Annotated in this window: 17 protein-coding genes; 1 reads left to right on the forward strand and 16 read right to left on the reverse strand. The window is 45.2% G+C overall.

Annotation, left to right across the window (positions count from 1 at the left end; translation table 11 throughout):
* Positions 1-779: 779 nt before the first annotated feature.
* The 16 genes from KD145_RS04300 to KD145_RS04375 form a co-directional block, all read right to left on the reverse strand.
* Entirely contained in the window at positions 780-2,642 is a 1,863-nt protein-coding gene (locus KD145_RS04300; RefSeq protein WP_212004675.1) for a hybrid sensor histidine kinase/response regulator, read from the reverse strand.
* A gap of 303 nt (positions 2,643-2,945) precedes the next feature.
* Positions 2,946-4,346 carry a condensation domain-containing protein gene (locus tag KD145_RS04305; RefSeq protein ID WP_212004676.1) on the reverse strand — a complete coding sequence of 467 codons (1,401 nt, stop codon included), beginning with the start codon at positions 4,344-4,346 and terminating at the stop codon, positions 2,946-2,948.
* Positions 4,347-4,348: 2 nt separating this feature from the next.
* The gene (locus KD145_RS04310; protein ID WP_212004677.1) at positions 4,349-5,053 is read right to left on the reverse strand and encodes a class I SAM-dependent methyltransferase; all 705 of its coding nucleotides are present in this window, start codon (positions 5,051-5,053) and stop codon (positions 4,349-4,351) included.
* Between the two features lie 2 nt (positions 5,054-5,055).
* Positions 5,056-6,750 (reverse strand): hypothetical protein, encoded by a 1,695-nt coding sequence (locus tag KD145_RS04315; RefSeq protein ID WP_212004678.1) that lies wholly within the window; start codon positions 6,748-6,750, stop codon positions 5,056-5,058.
* Between the two features lie 105 nt (positions 6,751-6,855).
* Entirely contained in the window at positions 6,856-9,258 is a 2,403-nt protein-coding gene (locus tag KD145_RS04320; protein WP_212004679.1) for a TonB-dependent receptor, read from the reverse strand.
* A 12-nt stretch (positions 9,259-9,270) separates the two neighbouring features.
* Positions 9,271-9,519 carry a hypothetical protein gene (locus tag KD145_RS04325; RefSeq protein WP_212004680.1) on the reverse strand — a complete coding sequence of 83 codons (249 nt, stop codon included), beginning with the start codon at positions 9,517-9,519 and terminating at the stop codon, positions 9,271-9,273.
* Between the two features lie 6 nt (positions 9,520-9,525).
* On the reverse strand, positions 9,526-10,080 hold the full coding sequence (locus tag KD145_RS04330) for a 2OG-Fe(II) oxygenase (RefSeq protein ID WP_212004681.1): 555 nt from the start codon (positions 10,078-10,080) through the stop codon (positions 9,526-9,528).
* Complete coding sequence (locus KD145_RS04335; RefSeq protein ID WP_212004682.1) at positions 10,064-10,912, reverse strand: cupin-like domain-containing protein; 849 nt, start codon at positions 10,910-10,912, stop codon at positions 10,064-10,066. The genes KD145_RS04330 and KD145_RS04335 overlap by 17 nt, the downstream gene beginning before the upstream one ends.
* Positions 10,909-12,822 carry a S8 family serine peptidase gene (locus tag KD145_RS04340; protein ID WP_212004683.1) on the reverse strand — a complete coding sequence of 638 codons (1,914 nt, stop codon included), beginning with the start codon at positions 12,820-12,822 and terminating at the stop codon, positions 10,909-10,911. The genes KD145_RS04335 and KD145_RS04340 overlap by 4 nt, the downstream gene beginning before the upstream one ends.
* A gap of 6 nt (positions 12,823-12,828) precedes the next feature.
* Positions 12,829-14,286, reverse strand: a complete 1,458-nt coding sequence (locus KD145_RS04345) for a radical SAM/SPASM domain-containing protein (protein ID WP_212004684.1) — start codon at positions 14,284-14,286, stop codon at positions 12,829-12,831.
* 89 nt (positions 14,287-14,375) lie between these two features.
* Complete coding sequence (locus tag KD145_RS04350; protein ID WP_212004685.1) at positions 14,376-14,567, reverse strand: hypothetical protein; 192 nt, start codon at positions 14,565-14,567, stop codon at positions 14,376-14,378.
* A gap of 155 nt (positions 14,568-14,722) precedes the next feature.
* Positions 14,723-14,914, reverse strand: coding sequence for a hypothetical protein (locus KD145_RS04355; RefSeq protein WP_212004686.1), 192 nt, complete (start codon positions 14,912-14,914; stop codon positions 14,723-14,725).
* Between the two features lie 102 nt (positions 14,915-15,016).
* The gene (locus tag KD145_RS04360; protein ID WP_212004687.1) at positions 15,017-16,882 is read right to left on the reverse strand and encodes a S41 family peptidase; all 1,866 of its coding nucleotides are present in this window, start codon (positions 16,880-16,882) and stop codon (positions 15,017-15,019) included.
* Positions 16,863-17,774 carry a UPF0489 family protein gene (locus KD145_RS04365; RefSeq protein WP_212004688.1) on the reverse strand — a complete coding sequence of 304 codons (912 nt, stop codon included), beginning with the start codon at positions 17,772-17,774 and terminating at the stop codon, positions 16,863-16,865. Before KD145_RS04365 ends, KD145_RS04360 begins: the two co-directional genes overlap by 20 nt.
* 42 nt (positions 17,775-17,816) lie before the next feature.
* Positions 17,817-19,532 carry an ABC transporter ATP-binding protein gene (locus KD145_RS04370; RefSeq protein WP_212004689.1) on the reverse strand — a complete coding sequence of 572 codons (1,716 nt, stop codon included), beginning with the start codon at positions 19,530-19,532 and terminating at the stop codon, positions 17,817-17,819.
* 23 nt (positions 19,533-19,555) lie between these two features.
* The gene (locus KD145_RS04375; protein ID WP_212004690.1) at positions 19,556-20,077 is read right to left on the reverse strand and encodes a transcription termination/antitermination protein NusG; all 522 of its coding nucleotides are present in this window, start codon (positions 20,075-20,077) and stop codon (positions 19,556-19,558) included.
* A gap of 583 nt (positions 20,078-20,660) precedes the next feature.
* Between KD145_RS04375 and KD145_RS04380 the strand changes: the two genes are divergently transcribed.
* Complete coding sequence (locus KD145_RS04380; protein ID WP_212004691.1) at positions 20,661-21,854, forward strand: glycosyltransferase family 2 protein; 1,194 nt, start codon at positions 20,661-20,663, stop codon at positions 21,852-21,854.
* Position 21,855 lies beyond the last annotated feature (1 nt).

The raw sequence follows: 21,855 nt of genomic DNA on the forward strand, positions 1-21,855 counted from the left end.
GATTAAATTGAAATAAAAAGTGAAAGACTATATGCAATTCTCTCTTTACAAGGCATAATGGCAGCGCTACAGCATGCCAGCAAAGTAACAACGGTGCTGTTCTAACAACAAAATGACTTCCTATGACAGGAGTGACACCATAAACTTTTCGTAGTTAATCGCATACTATTAGATTTACATTTTGAGGGAATCTTATTTACTGGAATAGTGTGATGGCATTAAGTGTTCTTAAGAGGGACTTAATCATTATTCCTATAACCAATTGGTGTATGTATAAAGCATAAGCTTTTGCTATCCGGACTATCCGGAAGCAAAAAATGCAGTTTAATTAATGAATAGCCTGAAGGGGCATATCATTATTATGAAACTGTGTTTACGATAAAATTGAATTTACAAACCAAATTTTCATTGATAGTTAAACCGGGTTAAGGATTAAGGGTTATTGGTTATTTTGTTGTCACAAGTCAATCGTACTCTAAAAGCGTAGGGATTTCCCAGACTACACTAAATTGACATAGACTACTAAAATAGTCTATTTTTAGTTAACTGCAAAAACATTCCAGACATATTCCGCGGACTTGTTACAACGGAATGATGCCTGTCGAAACAACACTGCTGTTGTATCGCAGACAGCGATGTTTACACATGACCCAACAGAAGACACTGTCATAAATAATCCTGATGAGATCTCATTGCAGGCAATTTTTTTTCATCAATTGAGGTGAGTTTACCTATAGTGTCTGTCAGTATTTTAATAGTGTCAGTTGAGAAGTATTGATTCAGCGCAGTGTCCACGCTGTTTTCTGTTTTAAAAGAAACTTGTTAATAGTAACATTCAGGCAATCGGTCAGCTCCTCAATAGTACAAGGCTTCAGGAGGTATCCATCCGGGGCAAGACCCTCAAATTCCGACACTAGGTATTGGGACATATCAGCTGTCACTATTATGACAGGTGTTTCCGCCAACATTGAATCTTTCTGTTGTCTGATAGCAGTGAGTACCTCATAACCATTCATGCCCGGCATTGAAACATCCAGGAGCACTATATCTGGTTTTTCCAACAGGAATGCACGGAGACACTCATTGCCATCAGCGGCCTCAATGGTTTGACATTGTAATACCTTGCATAGACCAGAAATGGCACGTCGAATCAATAATTGATCCTCTGCTATCAGTATACGCAATTTCCGATTGTCGTCAAACTTTCTTAAGAAATATGTTTTGCCTGCTATGCCCGGTGAATCCTCTTCTTTACCTGCTATAAGGGGGATTATAACTCTAAAACAACTTCCCCGATCCAGCTCTGATTCAACCTGTATATCACCTTGCAGATGCTTTACTGCACTTTTTACAATTGGCAATCCCAACCCTGTACCGCCACCACCTTCTGTTACAAAAGGCTCAAAAATCTCCTCTATCTGATCGGTTAAAATCCCGGGGCCCTGATCCACTACTTCAATACATAACTTTTCTTCTTCTGTAATACCGGGATAAATATTGACAGTTACAACACTCCCTTCTTTGCTAAATTTAACCGCATTTATCAGTAGATTTTTAATTGCGTTATCCAACATTTGCCTATCCGACAGAATTAATGCAGGCAATTTCGCAGCATAGTTCGTGACAATTTTTATTTGTTTCCCATCTGCGACATGCTGCATCATCTCTGTAAGCCCATTAGCCCATTCCATTAGTGAAAAGCTGGTTATTTTAAGATCAAAAGAACTCCCCGTTTCTTCTGCGCGAGCAATATCGAGGACATTATTTACCATTGTCAACAAGCGGAGTGTTGTTGAATACAATGTTTTTATTTTCCCGGTAAGTAATTTAACATCTTCACTACCATTAATTGAGAAATCCTGCCCTTCACTTTTAGCTATTTTAAACCGGGTAAAAACGGTAGACTCCACACTCAATTGTACCGCTATTTCTGTACGGATTTCATGGGCCAGGGTGCGGGCAAAGACACGAAGATTTCCGTTTGCCTGATCAAGCTTTTTGTTAGCCAAACTTAATTCCTCCGTTCGTTTTTCCAGCGTCACATTTTTTTCTCCTAAAGCTTTATTCAGAAGCTGCAACGACCGATTCAGATCAGTGTCATATTTTTTGCTAAAGTATATAGCAACGAGAATCATAACAACTAATGCAAAGAGACCAAAAATGTGAAAAAGCGTTGCTGCTTTGACAGGATTGATTTCTACCAACCTGAATTGATATGTTATAATTATAACAACAATAATAGAAATGGATATCCCCCAGGCTATTAGCGTCTGCCATAGCGGTTTAAAGATCAGTGTCGCAGTTATACATAAAAAAATAGTAAGCAGCTCTCCCTCTATAACCATTTGCCGAAACAAACCGAAGTATAACACAGCAATATTATTGACCAGAATAAAACAAGCACCTGCCACCAGATACTTTTTCCTGTGGTTCAAAAAGATAATTCCACTGAAAATAAACACCTCTGCCCATGCAGCGATAAGAATACCATAGTCCCGGGAATGTAAGAAAATCCCCGTTCCGATTGTTCCAGCTAACACAACAGTCAGGAAACTCAAGGTGCTTAGAATTATTACGCGGTTTTTATCTTCTACCGGCATCCCTGGGGTTCCGGCCAGCAAAAGGGTTCTTATTGGGTGCATGATACTTTGAGGTTTATAGATAAAAGTGAACCTTATATTTTATTACTACATATCACATCTTTATATTAACGAAGAACCAGAAAAAAAGTACTTTACAAACACCAACTAATTCAACATTAATATACCTGTCAATTTCTGCTGGTTTGTTCGTACCCTTGAGAACAGGGCTGAATCTGCCCATGCCTCAAGGCCGGCAAACTGCCGCGGACCGTATTAAAAACCAACAGCCCCCTAAAAAAAACGCCGGGCAATTACAATACTGTAATTACCCGGCTTATCAGATATTATGAAGTGATTTTTAATTTACCCTATTGTACATTCCAGCGTTTTTTTCAGACCACCTATCGTATCGCCACTATTGGCAACCATCCATTCCAGTACCTGCCGGTGATAACCGATCATATGCTCAAACATCGCTTTACTGAACAGCGAATTATTATACCTCCATTCAAAGATGATTCCGTCTGTATATTCTATTATCACACATTCGATGGGATAGCTTAATTCATTGGTGGGATAGTGTTTGCCGGTATCATGAAGCTGGCGCCGTACTTTTTCATCCCTTCGGATATAATTGATGTAGATATCCGAAGCAGTCTGCATTTTAACGGCATCGAGTTCCAGGAACTCATGACTGAGGATCAGCTTCCTGGAATTAAACAGGATATCCTTCAGCACAGCTTTGACAAATTCATCTATCGTCATATCCTCTGTTACATTTCTCGGGAAATAGGTTGCTCCCAGCAAACAGCCGATCAGTTGCTGGTGAGCAGGCAGGAATCTGTCTGCAATCAATGCTACCAGCAATACCTGCGGCTTATCTGAATAAGTGCTGATAAACGCATACAAACTGGCGTATACCAGGGAGGTAAGTGTCCATTTGTTAAGCCGGGTAGCGGTGGTTAGATTTTCAAACAATACACCATCAATAATACTATTATAACGCGCTCCCTCGAAACGGCTCAACACCGCATGAAGCCCGGCCATACTATCAGGTGCGGCTGCCAGCCTTTCCGGAGGAACAGCCAGGCCTGTCAGCCGTTGGTACCTGCGGTAAAAAGCAGCAGTATCGAACAGGTTACAGAAGCCATCCAAACGCTTTTCCCAGGATTTTATCAGCTTTTCACGATGAGTGCGCAGGTAATGGTTCTGATGCTCACAATAGTGCCGAAGGTGGATGGTCATCGGCGGCGCCTCCGGCTCCAGGCTCTCAACATATGCATTATAGAATGCACCAATCTCCCGGTTAATGATTCCGCTTGACCATTCATCACACAATACATGATGTATATACGTAGCCATACCGTAACTACCCGACTTTCGCCTGAACAGGAAAAACCTGATCAACGGTCCGATACCTATCTGCGAAAAGGCATTCACCGCCCTGGTGGTACATTCGTTTTTAAGTTCGCTGTAAGCGCCAGTGTAATCCCGCTCGTCTATATGTTCTATCTGAAAGCGCTCATCTGCCGGCAGCACCAGCTGCCTTACCTGTCCTTCTATCAGTGGAAAAACAGTTCTTACGCTCTCGTGCCGCCGCACAAAGCAGGCAACCGCTTTTTCCAGTGCAGACACATTAAGTTCCACCATTTCCTCTTCCAGCAGGATAAAAGACGGACTGGAAGCATTTTCCCGGTGCAGGTACCTGATGTATTCGATTTGCCCGATAGAGGGTTCAAAGGTGGTGTCCAGAGAATAGTTCATGTTCAGGCAGGATTTTGGAGTGTTTGACGGATGATGGAAAAGCTGTCAGGTATCTTGTCTTCTTCCAGTGACGGCCATAACTTGTACTTCCCATTTTTGCCCCAGGATGAAAACTGTTTTTCGAGGCTGAGCCCTGCATCAGCGCATATCCTGGCAATTGTTTCATTGGTAACACTACTGCGCCACCCCATATTAAACCCCGTATTCCCCATTCTTCCATGGTGAATAACAGCTACCCCGCCGGGCTTCAGTATCCTTTTAAACTCCCTGAAATAAGCCGCTGCATCGTTCTCATTAACGTGCACGAATGTATGCATGGCCCAGATACCATCGGCGCCCTGGTCTGCAATAAATCCCAGACTACGTCCGTCATTCAGCTCGTAAGCTACGTTATCTGCGGTCGCAAACTTCTGACGGCAGATATCCAGACATTTGGGTACTATATCCACCAGTGTCAGCTGCTTACACAACTTTAGCAGTATTTCCGACCATACACCCGCACCAGCGCCTATTTCTACAATATGGTCCTTCCCTCCCAGTTCCGGAAGGATCACATGCCGCACGATACTTTTCACCCATTCTTCCGACATGCACCATTCACGGCCTTCATTGCTCCAGTCGTAGGTAGACCATAGCCGGAAGTTCTCCTCCACGGTATTTGTTGCACCCATCAGGTGATCGATTTCAATTCCATTGATATCTTTCATACTTATGCTGATTTAGATATACCGGCCTTCTTTATCAGTGTACGCAGATAGGCCTTTAATGTGGAAATATCATTTGTTTCGTTCTCCTGCTGCAGAAAGCCGCCGAGATGCGCTTCCAGGAATGTCTCATCTTTATTGACGGCGGCTTTGCATAAGCTCACCCAGTTTGCTATCTGCCCTGCAAGGGCTCCATCAGCGCAGGTTGCATCGATACTGCAAATCAGCTGCTCTCCTACCTGGAACTGACGGTTTTTAATATTGAGCTTCAGCACCTGGTTAACGATTTCCAGCAGCATGCCGTCTTTCAGTTGCCGGGGCAGCTCGTTGAACCTTTCCCGTTGCATCATTCCATAGCATACAGGCAGGTGATGATGAAGCAGGAAATGAATATTCTGCAACGTCACCTCGCTCCAGGCCTCCAGGTCATCTGCTGCCAGCAATACCCTTGCTTTATTCATCAGTAACTGTGAAATGAAAAGTACCATGACCGCTGAAGAGCGGTAATGCTGCAACGCCAGACCGGCCCCGATACCAGCATCGGTCAGTGCGGCAGCCCTGTCCGGTTCCCCTTTCCTGTAGGCAAGATAGGAACTGGTAGATGCAGCAATGGCCTGAGCATAACAGTGGCAGAATCCTTCCGGAGCATGAGATGCCACGATGGCGTCCGTTTTCCTGAACTGTAGTTCCGCTAATGCCAGATGACCATTCCGGGAAAACAGGAATCCTTTGTTATATTCCTTTACCAGGTAATGCACCATCAGCCTTTCATGCAGACCAGTGTTATCTTCAATTATTTTTTCAAACAGCGCTGCAATTTCATTGCTGATCGCAAGGCTGTTATTAACACCCGGTATACCTCCCGAGTGATGGGCTGGCACATACAGCTTCTGTGCGATCGTATTGTTAAGATCTTTTATCAAAGCCGGACACTGGACAGTACAATGCCCTACATATCCTCCACAAGCTGCGAGTGCATTACAATTGCGGCACTGAGGCGTGATCTTCCCGGACAACAATTCCTGCATACAAACCGGGTCTGTCAGCAAACCTGACAAAGGCAGTTCTTTGATCCAAGGATAATTGCTGCATGCCACTGATACCTGCTCCACTGAACGCAGGGCTGCATTACCAGGCTTCCTGTCTTCCGGTGACAGATGGTTCCATTCACCATCTGCCTCCGATAGTTCCACTAACCGCAGTGAGTCTTCTTGTCCCGACAGCATAAAATACCTGGAGCAGAGCATATCTACACCTGCTTCGCTCAAAGCACAACGGATTGCCGTGATGATGTTCTGCAGGTCATCTCCGGTATTCATCAGTACAAAGGAGAGATTTTTTATGTCATGCTGCCGGATAACCTGTTGCAGCAACGGCCAGGATATCAGCGGTACCGGCCGGTCAACCAACAGCGTCAGCTTGTCCTGTAGCTGTAACATATCCTCCATATGCTGCTCTTCATCAATACCGGTGGGAAGCAACATATCGTTATTGACCAGCTCTTTGAGCATCACATCATCAAGGCCGCTGAAGTCCTGCTTTTGCAGCTGTTTCAGCAAAGCCTGGTCCGCCCGGAAGAAACGCCGTCCCTGGAAACTGTAAATACCGGCGCATGTTTCTCCATTCAACGGGATATCGACATAGGAGATATGTGCAGACATCCTGAAGGCTGTAAGCGTTTGTCCTGTAGTATTCTGCATAGGCATCAGGAATTAGTGGGGATAGCCGGAGCCAACGATGCAATAAGCTCCTTGCCCCGTTGTTAATAACGGCACCTGGAAGTAGCAGCAAAAAAATGCGGGAAACTATTTATTTAATCTGTTGATTTCATCCTGGTTGGCAGCATCGACCTGTTCCTTCGACACTTTTTTCTTTCCACCCGAGAAATTGTACGAAACGCCGATCCCTACAGACCTTACGGGCAGTATGTTCTTCACGTACCTGTCGAATGTCTGTTCATGAATTTCGAAGCCGACTCTTTTGATATTGAATGGATCGTTGGCTGTCAGGGTAACGGTTAGTTTGTCTTCCAGGAAGGTTTTCTTAAATGACATATTGATCACTCCCTGTTCATCCAGGTCATAGATACCATAGAAAGCATTGATCAGATCATTGCCGGACACCTCAATGAAAAAGTTATGAGGAAGTGTGAATTTACTACTGCCCCAGATATAGGTGGTCCATTTCCGATAGGTAGTTGCCGGGGTTGCCCTGACCCTGATCTGGTTATAGGACAGGGAGGCAAAAGCAGATATTTCCCACCATTTGGTAAGCCGAACAGGCGCACTTACGGATAAACCGAGAACACGTTCATCGTTGATGTTATCATATGTTGAGACAATAAGCCTGCCCTCTGCCCGGTAAACATTATTGATAATATTGTCAGTACTCTTGTAGTACAGCGTGAAGTTGTATTTGGATTTCAGCAGGTAGGCAAGTTCCATCGAATTGGAGAAATACGGTACCAGCAAAGGGTTTCCACGGGTCAGAAAATACGGATCTTCCACATCTTCAAAAGGATTCAATAACTGGTAGGATGGTCTTGTTATCCTCCGGGCATATGAAAAAGTAAGTGCGTCCTTGTTCAGCTTCCGTTGCAGGAAAAGGCTGGGAAATAGCGCCCAACTGGACCTTCCGATTACTTTTTCACCTGTCTCCGACCGGCCTTCATAGCCGGTATATTCCGCTCTCAACCCGGCATTCATACTCCAGTCCTTCCACTCTTTGCTGTAACTGGAATAAAGTGCAAAAATATTTTCCCGGTAGCGGAAGATACTCGATCTGCCGGAGTCCAGTTTGGAATCAGGCAGCTGCCCGTTGTAATAGGCAATATTGTTATCTGTATAGGAATTACTGTACTTGGCACCAGCCTTAAGGGTGGTTTTGTTACTGAAAACCTTCTGCAGGTCCAGGTTCCAGGTGTGAATATTAATCTTTAAAGGATTGTAAATGTACAGATATTGCGGGCTGCGCAAGGTGGTTGAATCCGGCCTGAAAAACCGGCTGTCGATGCTGGAATTGATATTGTTGTCATATCCAACGAAGTTATACCCCGCATCGAGCCTGCTGCCCAGGGAATCGAGCCGGTTACGGTAGAAAACATTCAGGAACTGGTTTTTCAGGAGATAATCCTTTTCACTGTTGGTTACAAAAAAGGAATCTATGTTATTGAACATGGGCGCACTGCGGGAAACGTTATCGGCAACACTCGTTCCTTTAGCCCTGGTATGTGTGTACTGGTAGTTGACGCCCAGCACCTGTTTATCAGTGATGTTATAGTCCACCCCTATCCGTGCATCCTGGTAACTGATTTTTTCCTGATACCGTTCAGTCTGAACTGTATTCAGCCCGATATTATGATAATACTGGGATTCCGTATTGTCGGAAAAGCCGTGATAGTCTGCGTAGGTATAACTACCCTGGAAGTTGAATTTACCCGTACCATAATTCAGCAATGCGCTGTTGGTGAAGTTAGGGAAGCGGTGCTGCTCGTAGTAGGAAGAAACAGTACCCGAAAATCCTTGTTTATAGCTTTTTTTGAGGATAATATTCACGATAGCGCCTGTATTCTGTGCGTCGTATTCAGAAGCCGGAACAGAGCTGATTTCAATGGATTTAATCGATTCCGAAGGAATTGATTTCAGGTAATTCATCAATTGGTTGCCGGATAGCTGAATTTTGCGGTTGTCGATATAGACGGTAATTCCTTCAGTACCGCGGAACGAGATTTTGCCGAGATTATCCGTCTGTACTCCCGGAACCACATTAAAGAGCCGGAAGCCATTCTCACCTTTGCTATATACGCTGTTCTCAATATCCAGCACTGTTTTATCCAGGTTTCTGGTAATAAAAGGCCGGCGGGAAGTAATGACTACAGTTTTCAGTTCACGGGAACTGGTCTGAAGATTTATCCGGCCGAGGTCCACAGCGTCATTCACGGTTATATCCCGGTTCCAGGATTGGTAGCTGGCCATATGTACCTGCAAAACATAACTGTTCTTTTCAGCCTGCATTTCGAACGTACCATGCTCCGATGTCACCGTTCCGGCCACCAGCGCGCTATCGGTTTTACTACGAAGCGTGATGATAGCACCAGGAATCCTGACAGAATCTCCGGTTACCATTCCGGTTATTTTGTACCGTTGTGCATTCACAGACAATGCGCTTGCCAGAAGGCCCAGACAGCATAAGGCCCGAATAAATCCCATAAATCACTATAATTATAAATACTTCTGAATTTTTTCTGCAACTCCGTCTATGCTATTGAAGAAAGTCATATCCACTTCATCATCTTCAAATTCGATTCCGAACTCGTCTTCAATGGAAGCTATAAAGATCAGTGCCAGCATGGATTCAGAAGTAAGCAATTGCAGTTTGGCATTCGCGGGCATTCCATCGTGGAAAATCTTTTTATACTCATTAGCGGTTACATCCGTGAGTATCTGTATCACTTTTTCTTTCACTTCCATATAGAATCATTGAATCAGGTTATACTTGAGCGCCAGGCTATACCTCGGCGTTTTACAGATCCGGGATGCTACAGAACCCATATGTTCGATCTTTCCAGGGAAAATCACAAACCTTCCGGGTTTGGGCAGGATAGCAAGCCGGGTATCATGCTCTTCATAAAAGATAGTTTCTCCACCAAATGTATTGTTCCATTTTAAGTTAACATAGTACAACACGGTAATGTCTTTCTGATCAGCCTGACAATCATAATGTGGATATTCAACATCTCCATACGTGGACAGGTTAACATAGGCCCTGAAGAGGTTATAATGCTTTCCTTCAGGTACATATGTCTCCAGGAGCAGCCGGGCTTTCTGTCCGATATAAGTACTCTCTTCGAATACCACAGGGTCAAAGTCGGTGCTAAAGATAGGAAAATTGTCATATTCATTACTTTTTTCTTTTCGGCGGAATGGTAGCTCTTCCACATACTCAAAAAAAGCCTGTATTTCCTCTTCGGAGAAGGTATCATCAATAATATGGATGTTCTCCCCCTGTACCAGCTCAGTTCTTGTTTTCATAAGGAATTGTATTTATGTTATCCTTCATGTTCAGAAACCCTTCTTTAATAATATCGTCAATCATCCTGATATTATTGGTATTAGACCCTTTCCGGAAGTACATTCTCACCATATCATAATTGGTTTCATTCATAAAGTTCTCTGTCAGCGAGATCGTATCATCCAGGTTAATGACGCTGTGATAACAGTTTCCAGGCACAAAAATCAGCTCCCCTTCTTCCTGTATGCATACGAGGGGTTTGTAAATACCGCCGTCTCCATCCAGAAGCCGCCCTGGCTGCCCCTTCAGTTTATAGGCGTCCATATTCGCTTCGATACCGGGGGTATAGGCTGCAGGGTAGATCAGCCACAGTTTGCGGCCCCTGATCAGGTAATTCCATGCGCTGGTCCACCAGATATCACGATGCAGCTCACTGAAAGTGTCTTTCATCCCTACATATAACCAGGAAAGCCGGTTCCTTGGGTTGCCTACGGTTGTATTCGCATACCAGCAACTGAACTGCCCTGGTGTGGTAAAATCGTCTGCCAGTGCATTGTTCACATGACGGCTGGTTTTGTAGTAAAGGGATGGATCACGGAGAAGCATATACTCCGCCAGTGTCATGCTCTTCGTTGTATTACTGCCATCAAGCACCTCCAGCTCTTCAGGCTCCTGCATGACGGCCCTGAGATATGAAAAGTCCCATTTTTCCTTCACCGGCATGTCCTGAAAAGCATGGGAGAAAACAACGGGAATGCCGGGAAACCCGTAATGCTCGTTGAAATAGTCCCTGCTGACATGGCTACTGTTGTCGCGGGTAATCTGCATTAAATGTTTATCTGATAAATTCATCCTGCATCGGTTTTATCGGGTGAAAAGAATTGTAATATGATCCTCAGTAGTTCCGCGTGGGTTTCCCTGTTCATAATATCAAACACAGGAGCATCCAGCTCTTTACGATAGAAAGCAAGTTTTTCCTGATATTCCTCGTTGGATATCCGGCGATAAGTCATTACTGACGGGCCGCTCCCATGATGGAAATTAAATTCCCAGGGGGTGAGCACATAAAACAATACCAGGGAGTTAACGAAAGCGGTAACTACATCTCTTGTTTTATGGATGAAAGCGATGGAATCGTTCGGGCTGATGGAACAAATAAGCGCGTCCGGGTAAAATGCCTTTACATAGCTGAGTTTTTCGGGAGGGTCTTCATCATTAACAGGATGACGGGGGATGATGCCCCCCTGCCCGCCACTGATAATGATATCAGGTTTCCGGATATCTGCCAGCAGCAGCTGCAAACGTTTCAGGGTCCTGTTCCAGTCTTTCAGGTCAAGAACCACCGTATCATTATGACCGATGGGAAAGGTAAGATCTGCGCCCAGTAATATCCCCTGCGGTTCTGTAGAGATATGGGACACCTGATAGCCGGCGTCCTGCAGCAATTCTTTCAGGATCATCTGGGTAGTGAATTTTCCCTGCTTTTTACTGGTACCGATCACACATAAGGAAGGGGTGGTCACTGCCGTATTATCCACTGCCTGGAGCAAACGGTTGCGGTCCTCCGCATTGAATCCCGCGAGATAGATAGTACCCTTGTATGCCGCTCCGGCTTCACCGGCCACTGTCTGTATCAGCTTGTATGCTACCCTGTCCCATACGAGAAAATGTTTATTCCGGCGGATACATTCCCGGATGAGCTGGTAGCCGTAATATGCATTGTGGTCATCTGCCTTATCCAGGAAGTAGCCTACTACCAGGGTATCAAAACTGTCAAATTGTTCTTCCGTAAGCTGTTGCAGTGTATAAGGAATTTTTTTCTCTTCCAGCAGTGCAATGGACTGCTCCAGCTTCAACGGCCGGGGATAGCTGATAGCAAAGCTGAGATGACAGGTAAGCTTTTCTGAGAACTCCAGCACCGTCCTCATCTCCTTTTCTTCGAAAGGGAAAATAGCCACCTTATTCATGCAGGCTGGTATATTGAGGCTGCTGAAGACTTCCGCAGGTGTCACTTCTTTTTTGTCTTGCTGCTCATGCCTGTCGATAGGCTGGTCATGGCCGGTAAAGCTCATGACCGAGGTGACTGAATGATGCCTGAGCCATTCCCGGAGAGAAGACAGATCCGTCCATTCTCCGTTCAGGTGTGATTTTGAAATGATCCCTGTAAAATGAGCAGTGGCCAGACTTGTACCTGTGCTGAATTTAAATCCGTTTCCCGGCACAGCCACCCGTTGAAATCCGCCTTTGGCAAGGACATCCGCCCATCTGTTTTCCATGAACCGGAATTCATGCTTCGATTTAACGATGCCTTGTCCAACTCCGAAAACAGTATTGAAATGCGCAGGGTAACACCATTCATTGTACAGATAATAGGCCGACGCTGCGATAACAATACCTTTACCGGCAGCTCTCTCACATACCTGCCGGAGCGCGGCGGAAGGCTGATTGGTCCTGATACCCATGCTGATATTGATGATCCTGATCTCCTCATCGTCCGTCAGCAGATCAATAGCTGCTGCCAGCAATTGTTCGGATATCTTCCTGTTCCGGGTCGCCAGTTTGACGGCCTTCACAGTGGCTTCCGGCGCATGATTCAGTATAATGGATGCAATACCTGTTCCATGCCCTTCCTCGTCATCGGTTTCATTGCAAACAGATATCATCCCGTTCTCTTCTTCCATCAGGCCTATACGCTCTATCTGTTTATGGTCAAACCTGCGGTGCCCTGCATCGATACCTGTATCTATTATTCCAATCTTCATAGCGTCTTATTTATTGACATGTCCGGTATTACCGGTTTTCATTTCGGCCTGGACTGGTCTGCCGATAGTATCCGGCTCATTCATCATCCTGAGGTACTGATCCCTGATATATCCTTCCCCGTTATATTTCCATTGGGTACAGCGGGGAACAGCATACTTGATCGATTCAAATGAGCAGTTGATCGTATCACAGGATGGCAGGAACCTGCAGTTGGCGCATACGGGGTTGTGATTATACCGGTTGTATGAATTATAGAATGTATAGTTTTCGGCTTTAAATTCCTGGAAAATGGAAGTAGGGGCATAACCATCGTCATGTATGGTTTCCCAGCATTTGTGGATATTTCCCTGCGGATCTATCACCAGGCTCAACGGGTTTGCCCAGGTAGCACAGGTGCTCTGATACTCGGGCAGGTCCCATTTCAATTTTGCAATTCTTGTGTTATTGGCGGCAGCCCACTGGTTATATCTTTTGATAAGACGCAGTCTGAAATCCTGCTGAAAAGCATAGAACTCTTCGTTATACATTCTCTTGTCCCGCTCTTCTGCTGTAATTTCTATCTCTTCGTAAGTTCTCATCCATGAAACATCGAAGAGGAATTGCCCATGCCGCTGTGGCCAGATCTCATGGCGGTACATATCGTCCAGCAGTTCATCCACCGTATCCCTTACCTCCCTGTCCACATTCAGCCGGATCGTCACTTGCAGCTCCGGCGGAATGGCGGCCAGGTTTCTGACAATACGTGTGTAGTTCTCCGCTCCTTTCTGTTTCAAGGGTCGCTTTACATCATGGGTTCGTTGCGCACCGTCCAGTGTAACCTGTGCTGTTTTCACTTTACATTCGATCAGCGTGCGGACATTCTCTTCAGACAGGTAGATACCATTGGTTACCACACCTGCGGTGTACTCCAGCTGGTATTTATCTACCAGGTCCATTAATCCGGCAGTCACTTCACGGATAGCCCGCATATTGATCAGCGGCTCCCCTCCGTACCACATCACCCGGATACCTTCAATATGACCATTCAGTTTGATAATGATCTCTTCCACATAGGTGACGAGCTGCTTCATGACTTTTTCATCCTTCAAGGTATGATTAGGCTTCACAAATTCGAAACAGTAGGCACAACCCATGTTACAGGTGATGGTGGTGCCAATGGTCAGCAGTATAGTCTTGCCCTGTTTGTACTGGGTAGCAGCAGTATGCGCTTCCAGCTGCTTCTTCAGATTACTGTCCGCCTCAATAAAGTACTCCTGCTCTATCCAATGATCCATCATCCCCTGGTCTCCCCTGAAATGCAGTTCCCTGTCAAATTCCCTGACCGTCATTAATTCCGCAATCGCTATACCTTCGTCCCGGTTCAATATTTCCATGCCGCTGGTCAGCGTATTGTACAGCAGAAATTCATTCCGCGGCTCAACAGGTATCAACATATTATACGGACTGGCCTTGTATAATTTCATAACTAAGGTTTTTAAAGGGTATCAATTACCAGACAGTAGCAACAGGCGCCTTCCAGCCACCTGTTACTACTGATAAGGCTTTACACTTCTTAGAACAGGATGTCACTGTCTTGGATAGGCGCAGATCCTTGTCCTCTACCCAGGTTAGTGCTCTGGTTGCAGAAACCGTCGCAGAGAGACTCTACTTCCATTGACAAGCGCTCTTCAACGCGATTAGGTTTAACAAGCTCTTTCTTTTGCAGAGAAGCTTTTAATTGCTCTTTTAATTCTGTGTTTTTCATAATACAGATTTTTAAAGATGAGAATGAAAGATGACAATGCACTTCTTGAAAAAACCTTGTGCTGAAGAGGGCTTCAAAGAGTCCTGAGAATGTACAGGATAGTAATAAACAATTCAGCAATTATTTGTTACTATGCATTCACATTGTTTTTTTTCCTAGAAAAGGATGTCGCTGTCCTGGATAGGTGCAGATCCCTGGCCTCTACCCAGGTTGGTACTGCCGTTGCAGAAACCATCACAGAGTGATTCTACTTCCATAGACAGACGGGATTCAGTGAGATTTGGTTTTACCAGCTCTTTCTTTACCAGAGCTGCTTTCAATTGATCTTTAAGCTGATTGTTGTTCATAGCTTTGAAATTTTAAAGGGTGAAAAATTGGATATATCTATTTCGAAATAGCGGAGATCATGCCCATATGCGCATGGGTCTTTTGAATAGCGTACAGTATGTTTACTGCCTGATGGCCATCTGTAACACTTTGTCTTCGTATGGTTGCAAATCATTTACCTTTTCGATCAGTACAGTATTATCCGGCCGGATGCCTGTACCTTCAATGGATTTCTTGTCCAGCAGTATCTTCCAGTTTCCCAGCGCGTTTGTTCCGATACCTGTACGGCCATCCGGCATGGAGATGTCGTGTATAATAGCGAGCGCCCCCTTCGTTTCTTCCTTTCCCCAGACCTGTGTTCCCTGCTTCCAGGTCTTAAGGTTATGGATGAGCAACTCGGCCGTGCAGGCAGTGTTCTTATCCACCAGCAGGATAATGCGGCCATCATCCCGGTAATGGAAAGGAGCCGGGTTAGCGCGCACCATCACTGAGTCTGTTGCATTACCGTTTACTGCTACCAGGTCGAAGTAGCGGAAAGGCTTATGAATGATATAAGAGAGGAATGTAGCGCCCGCGAGGAGATCACCTCCTCCGCATCCGCGAAGATCAATCACCAGCCGTGATGTACTGTTGATACTGTCCAGCCTCGACGCAAAATCCGTGGGCAGCCTGGCATCGATCCTGTTGATCTTGTAATAGGTGGTACTGTCATTTATTTTCCTGAACGCCAGGTTGGCCGGCATCATATTGGCGGGCATCCTGTACTTGTCTGCAATCCGGTAGGTAACTGTCGCCTCCTTCCCTGCCGGCGACAGGAACGTCAGCGTTACCTGCTCTCCGCTCTTACGGCGCAATAACCTGTTTACTTCGGATACGGAGGCATCCTCCCTGACCACAGTGCCGTTTATTTTCCTGATCCTGCTTCCCGGCGGAACCATACTCCTCAATGTATCATCCATCACGGCTGCTACCTGTACACTGCCATTGACTGAGTAAACCTGTAAGGGCGACTGCAACGGTACAGTAGTAGCGCAGGCCGAACGGATGAAGAAATGAGGATCATTGATATGACTCAGCAGGTAGCGGTTGAGCGTATCCACCATCTCACATACAGACAGGCTGCCAGTATGGTCTATTGTGCTTTTTACCTCCTGCAACACCTGCTCTTTAATCAGCCGTCTTTCTGTATAGAAAGGATAATTATCCAGTAAAGCCAGCAAGGTCTGTCCCAGTAACAACCGGGTGTCCTTCGTGCTGTCGGAAATAACCAATGCAGCTTTGGAGGCTTCCTCCTTCTCGCCGGCAGGATAGTGAATGTAATTGCCATAGGAATCAAATGGCGTCAGTGTAAGTCCGCCTGAAACGCTGGCATTGGCAAACGGAGCCTGTTGAAAAATCCCGACCGGAGAAATATGCCGGGTCACACGGTCTGAACAAACCATCATCTCTCCCAATATGAAGGACATAGGCTTGCCGGCATTCACAGGTTCACAGGACAAGTGCACCGGCAACGGGCCTGTCTGATCACCACCAGTCAGTAAACGGCCTATATCCACCCCATCCGGGAACTGGTAACCGTCACGAATAAACGTCATTAACAGTTCCTCCTTCGATGTGTCTATCCTGATTTTTATTTTACTGATATTGACGGAATGCACTCTGAGATATAGTATTGCCTTGTTTATATCCTTTACAGATGCGTATTCCGATAACATCACCGTAGTATCCGCCGGCATCACATAACCCGTCTCCAGCTGTTTCCACTCGTCGTAATTAGGGAAAAAGAAAGCCGTTTCCCTGGACGAGTTACCGGGCTTCATTTCATATACCGTGTCTGTTTCCTTTACCATATAATGAACGAGGGTCTGTGCATGGCATAAGCCAGCGCCTCCAAACATTATAACAGCCATCAACACTGGTACAATAGCATAAATAATACGGAAACTAAGCACGTAGTGCAGAGAAAGTTTACAACGCGAGTTTTTCATACGTGGTTTCAATATGATGGACATCCAGATGATAGACAGCACCGAGTGCGGCCAGCAATTCTCTTTCAATAAATTCCCATTGGTGGACAGGTGTAAACCCGCTTATCCTTGAGCGGCAAATTGTGACAAGCTGAGGCCTGATAGCGGCTTTCTGCAGGCATTCGGTGAAATATTGTATCCGGTTACGAATCTCCGGTTCAGACACCTCTCTCTTACTGGGATACTGTTCAGGGAAACTATTGAGAACGTAAAAGAATCCGCCATTGTACTCAATAGCATTTACTTGTGCCGTAATGAAATTAAGGTAATGGTACCTGTCGTTTTTGAAAGACTCGTATTCGTTCTTCGTTATTTCAATCAGCACTTCGTTGCTTTCAGATGGCACCTCGCAACAGGAAAAATAATCCAGGTCAATATCCAGCAGCACGGGGATATCTGTACCATGGTCCATTTGAAGGAAACTGGTTGCATCTGCTTTCACATAACGGTAGGGCCGATGATCGGCAGACATTTCTTTCAGTTTGTCAATCTGGTCTGACAACAATTTTTTACCACCATTATTATATGACCTGACATACATCATCAGGTCCAGTTCTTTGGTCATACCATGTCTGATCCAGCACATCTCGCTGATGATGCCAATATAAATAGCCGGTATAATGAAGGTATCTATTTTCAGGACCCTGTTGGTAAAATCTGCCAGGTATGTGGTGTCTTTACTGATAATATCATGAACAGACTCCGTCAGCACCGGCACTTTCAGGTCGGCGTGATCATCAAAATGAAGCAGCCGGCTACCTGGCAGAATGGTACCCTGCTGCAGGGCTTCCACCCATACCATAAAAGCTTCGTTGTGTTCTTCAACGATGAACACAGGGATTGATGTGTGCATTACAGGATGATTCAATATGAAAGATAAGTGTCAAACTAACACTCAAATGATATCCGTCTGAAAGTTGGTATGAGTGATCACTGAAAATTCTTCCGGTGGGCCTTTCTTAACAATACTACCATTGGCGACTGAATAAACATAATCTACTGCCCGGAGTGAATGTAAACGGTGGGTAATGATGACAATGACTGCATCTTTATGATGGGCCCGTAAACCGTCGATAACATGCTGTTCCAGCTGTATATCGAGTGCCGCCGTGGCCTCGTCAAAAACAATCAGTCTGGCTTTCCGCACCAATGCCCTGGCAATGGATATTCTTTGTTTCTGGCCATCCGACAGCGTAGTACCGTTTTCATTGATGATGGTGTCTATTCCTTCCGGCAGGTCCTCTAATACCTCTGCCAGTCCGGCCTGAGTAGCAGCTTCGCGCACCTCCTTCATTGCAGCATCGAAACTGCCGTATCGCACATTCTCAAAAATTGTCTGGCTGAACAGCTGGTTTTCTTTTTCTATGAGCCCGATCGACTGATGCCAGTCAGACAGGCTATGGACCGGTATTTCATCATCCAGCAGCACATGACCGGAGGACGGTTTTACAAAGTCGCACAACAGGTTGCATATAGTACTCTTTCCTGATCCGCTGGGGCCGATGATGCCATATATTTTTCCTTTCTGCAAACGCATGTTCACATCATCCAGTATACATTTCCCATTATCTGCCAGCGATACATGTTCCAGCGTGATAGCCTGGAAATCAGGTGTGGGTATACGGTCTTTAGTTACCGGAGAAACATCGTCCATATATTTACTCACCCGCTCCATCGACACCAGTGCTTTCGTCAAGTTGTTATAGCTGTTCATGATGTTCATGGTGGGAGAATACAACCGGTTCAGGTACTGGATGAAAGCGATCAGGGCGCCAATGGTCAGCAGGCCTTCAAACACAGCTTTCCCTCCGTACATCAGCACCACCACCGGTCCTATCGCCACCAGGAATACAGTGGCATTGCTGTTGAGTGAACTCAGTAAGGCATTCCTGGTACCGAGCTGTATGTCCTGCTGCTGGAGAGCATGCAGTTTATCCTGCTCATAGGTGGCCGTACTATAACTTCTTACTACGCGGATGTTTTTTATTTTCTCCAGCACAAAATTATTGAGCAGTTCCTGCAGGTCCTGGCTCTTCCGGAAGTTGGCCTGCAGCAGTGGTGTAAATTTCCGGATGCTGAAGATCATCAGTGGCAGTATGAGAAAACTGATAAGGGTAAGTTTCAGATTCAGCAGGGCCAGCATGATGACAATACCAGTAACAGTGAGTAAATCCGTCATGAAAGTCAGTACCAGTACGGAAACTGCCGCCTGTATATTCTGTACGTCATTCATCACTGTAAACAATATATCACCTGGTTTCGCCAGCCGGAAAAAACTCATGGGCCGCGCAAGGATGTTTCGCAGGATATCCGATCTGATAGCGGCTACAATACGCAGGCTCACCCTGGCATACAGCATGTCTGTACATACCGAGCAGAGAATACGTATAACATAGATAACCACAAGAACCGCCAGTATCCACACCAGCTGCGTATAATTTCCTTTCGGAAAAATATCATCAATGATGATCTTGAGTATATAGGGCGTAGCTAATGATCCGGCACTGGTAATGATCATCAGGAGGAATATCAGCAGTTCGAGTCCCAGATGAGGGTACAGGTACCTGATAAATCGTTTTATGTATGAAGCATGATGATGCTTTGCAGCCATCGAACACGTGGTTTTGTTCACTATTAATAACAGGTATCGGCAGCTCTTGTGAGAGACCCGACCGGCATATCCACCAGTATAACGCGGCTCAGCAGGGTTACACGTACCAGGATCTTATCCCTGCCGTGATACTGCACCATTTCACATTCCAGCCCTGAAAGCGGGCCATCCGTGATATGCAGCGGTTCGCCGGTGGCAATATTTTCCCGACACAACAGCAATTCCTTTTTTGAATCAACAACTATCCGGAGACTTTTAACTACGGATTCACTGACACCGGCCAGCTGCTTGCCAAATCGTATATATTCAATGGTTCCGGGAATTTCCAGTGAAGTAAAATAGTCGGAAGAAGAATGAAGATTAACGAAGATATAGGAACTAAACAAAGGAGACTCTACAACCTTTTTTCTGTCAGACCATTTTTTACAAACCCTGATCGTAGGCAGATAAAAATCCATTGCTCTGCGTTCAAGGTGTGAAGCAATAGCTCGTTCACGATTGGGCCTGGTATATAGCACATACCATCCCGGATTAAAGCTGCTCATAGTTGACATGTTACGTTCGACAAATGTGGAATTGTAGTATCAGGGTTTCTATTTCTTAATTCATCATAGACGACAGGACAGAGCTATCGCTACAATCAGTTACATAGTTGATTACCGTAGAGTTGACAGGTTTGTTTCTTTCTCTAAAAAATAAAAATGTTAACGAACTAACCAGGAAATTTTGTTCACTCGCCGTTGCAGGAGAAATATGATGTGCTGTTGCTTTTATTCCTTAGCAGGTTGACGGTGCATAAAACAAACAATACTATTAAATGAGTAACACAGGATCTAATACATTAGCAAAATAAAAAATTGAAACAGAAATTCCAAACTTCTTTTCTTAAAAAAAAGAAAAATAATATTGTAATGACTGCGAAGTATATTTCATCACATTATTTTTTCACCGCAATTTATTTTTGCTATATTGTTATTGATTCAACTTCGCAAATTTTCAATAACATTTTGCTGAGTCCCCTTCCATTTGTTTATATGCATGTGACATATATCAGCGATAGCTATAAGCTGAAACAACACGATCTTCCATCATTTCAACACGATTATTCATAACATAGTATCTGCACTTATGCTTTCTTCCTCTATCCAAAAAGTAAGCCGGTTCAGGTGGATTGGGCAACCCGTTCCCCAGGGCGCCAGGAAAGTGGCATTACTCATCCCGCAATACAACGAAAGCAGTAACTGCCAGTTTGAGCAGCGGCTCCGGTATTTCCAGTCTATAAAGGAAAAGTACCACGATATACTCGATACGATCCTCATTGATGATGGTTCTACAGACGATAGCCTGGTAAAGCTGAAAATGTTTTCAGACAATACACCGTCGCCATTTTATGTGGCTGCTGTGTTTCCGAATGCACAGAAGGTCGGGGCATTATATGCTACTATATTGTCGCTGTCTCATGAATTCATCATCCTTTCGGATTTTGACACCGACATACATGGTGTGGAGCAATTGATCAACCACCTTGATAGCCTCCGTAACGGCGCTATGATGGGCGGGTATTTCCGGATGCTTCCCTACGAAGGGGAAGGCGCCACCTTCCGGTTCCAGCAGCTGGAATACGCCTTACTCAGAAGTCTTTACAAATACCATCAGAAAGAACAAAGTATACCGGTGATGCCCGGGGCGGGATGCTGTTACAAAAGAAGTGTACTGATAAGCATATACGAAAAACATAGCGGGCTGCGGAGTGGCGAAGACAGGGAAGCCACGTTATTAGGGCTGAAAATGGGATACGGCACGAAATACATCAGGGAAGTGATGACACTGACCCGTCCCCCGCTTTCGTTTAATGCACTGATCAGACAGCGGACACGATGGTATCTGGGGTATATCGAAACGTTGAATAAAGAACGGTCGTATTATCGCTCTCAGATCAGCAACCGAACGGCAATGGGTATACGAACGATCCTTGAGATGCTGACAGTATTACTGATCCTGCTGCTGGTGCCTGCCGTGATAATAGCTGGCATCATCAACCCCACCGTTGCAGCAGGAATACTGGGCATAGTATACATTAGTTATGTTGCCGGTAGCCTGTACCTGGCCGTCACTTCACCAGGAGAAATCGGTAAAATGAACTGGAAGAACTGGGGTACTATCCTGGTTTTTCCCTTTATGAAAGTCACCCTGGAATATGTATCCTGGATAAAGGCCATGCTGATATATCGCAGGAAAAAGCATTCCTATGCCGATCCTGCACCACGGGCAACGGATATCTATATTTACCGTCAGGCAGCGAGGCAATCACTCGAATATTGAT

Origin of the sequence: Chitinophaga sp. HK235 (genome assembly GCF_018255755.1) — a bacterium.
In the GTDB taxonomy this organism is placed as follows: Bacteria; Bacteroidota; Bacteroidia; order Chitinophagales; family Chitinophagaceae; genus Chitinophaga.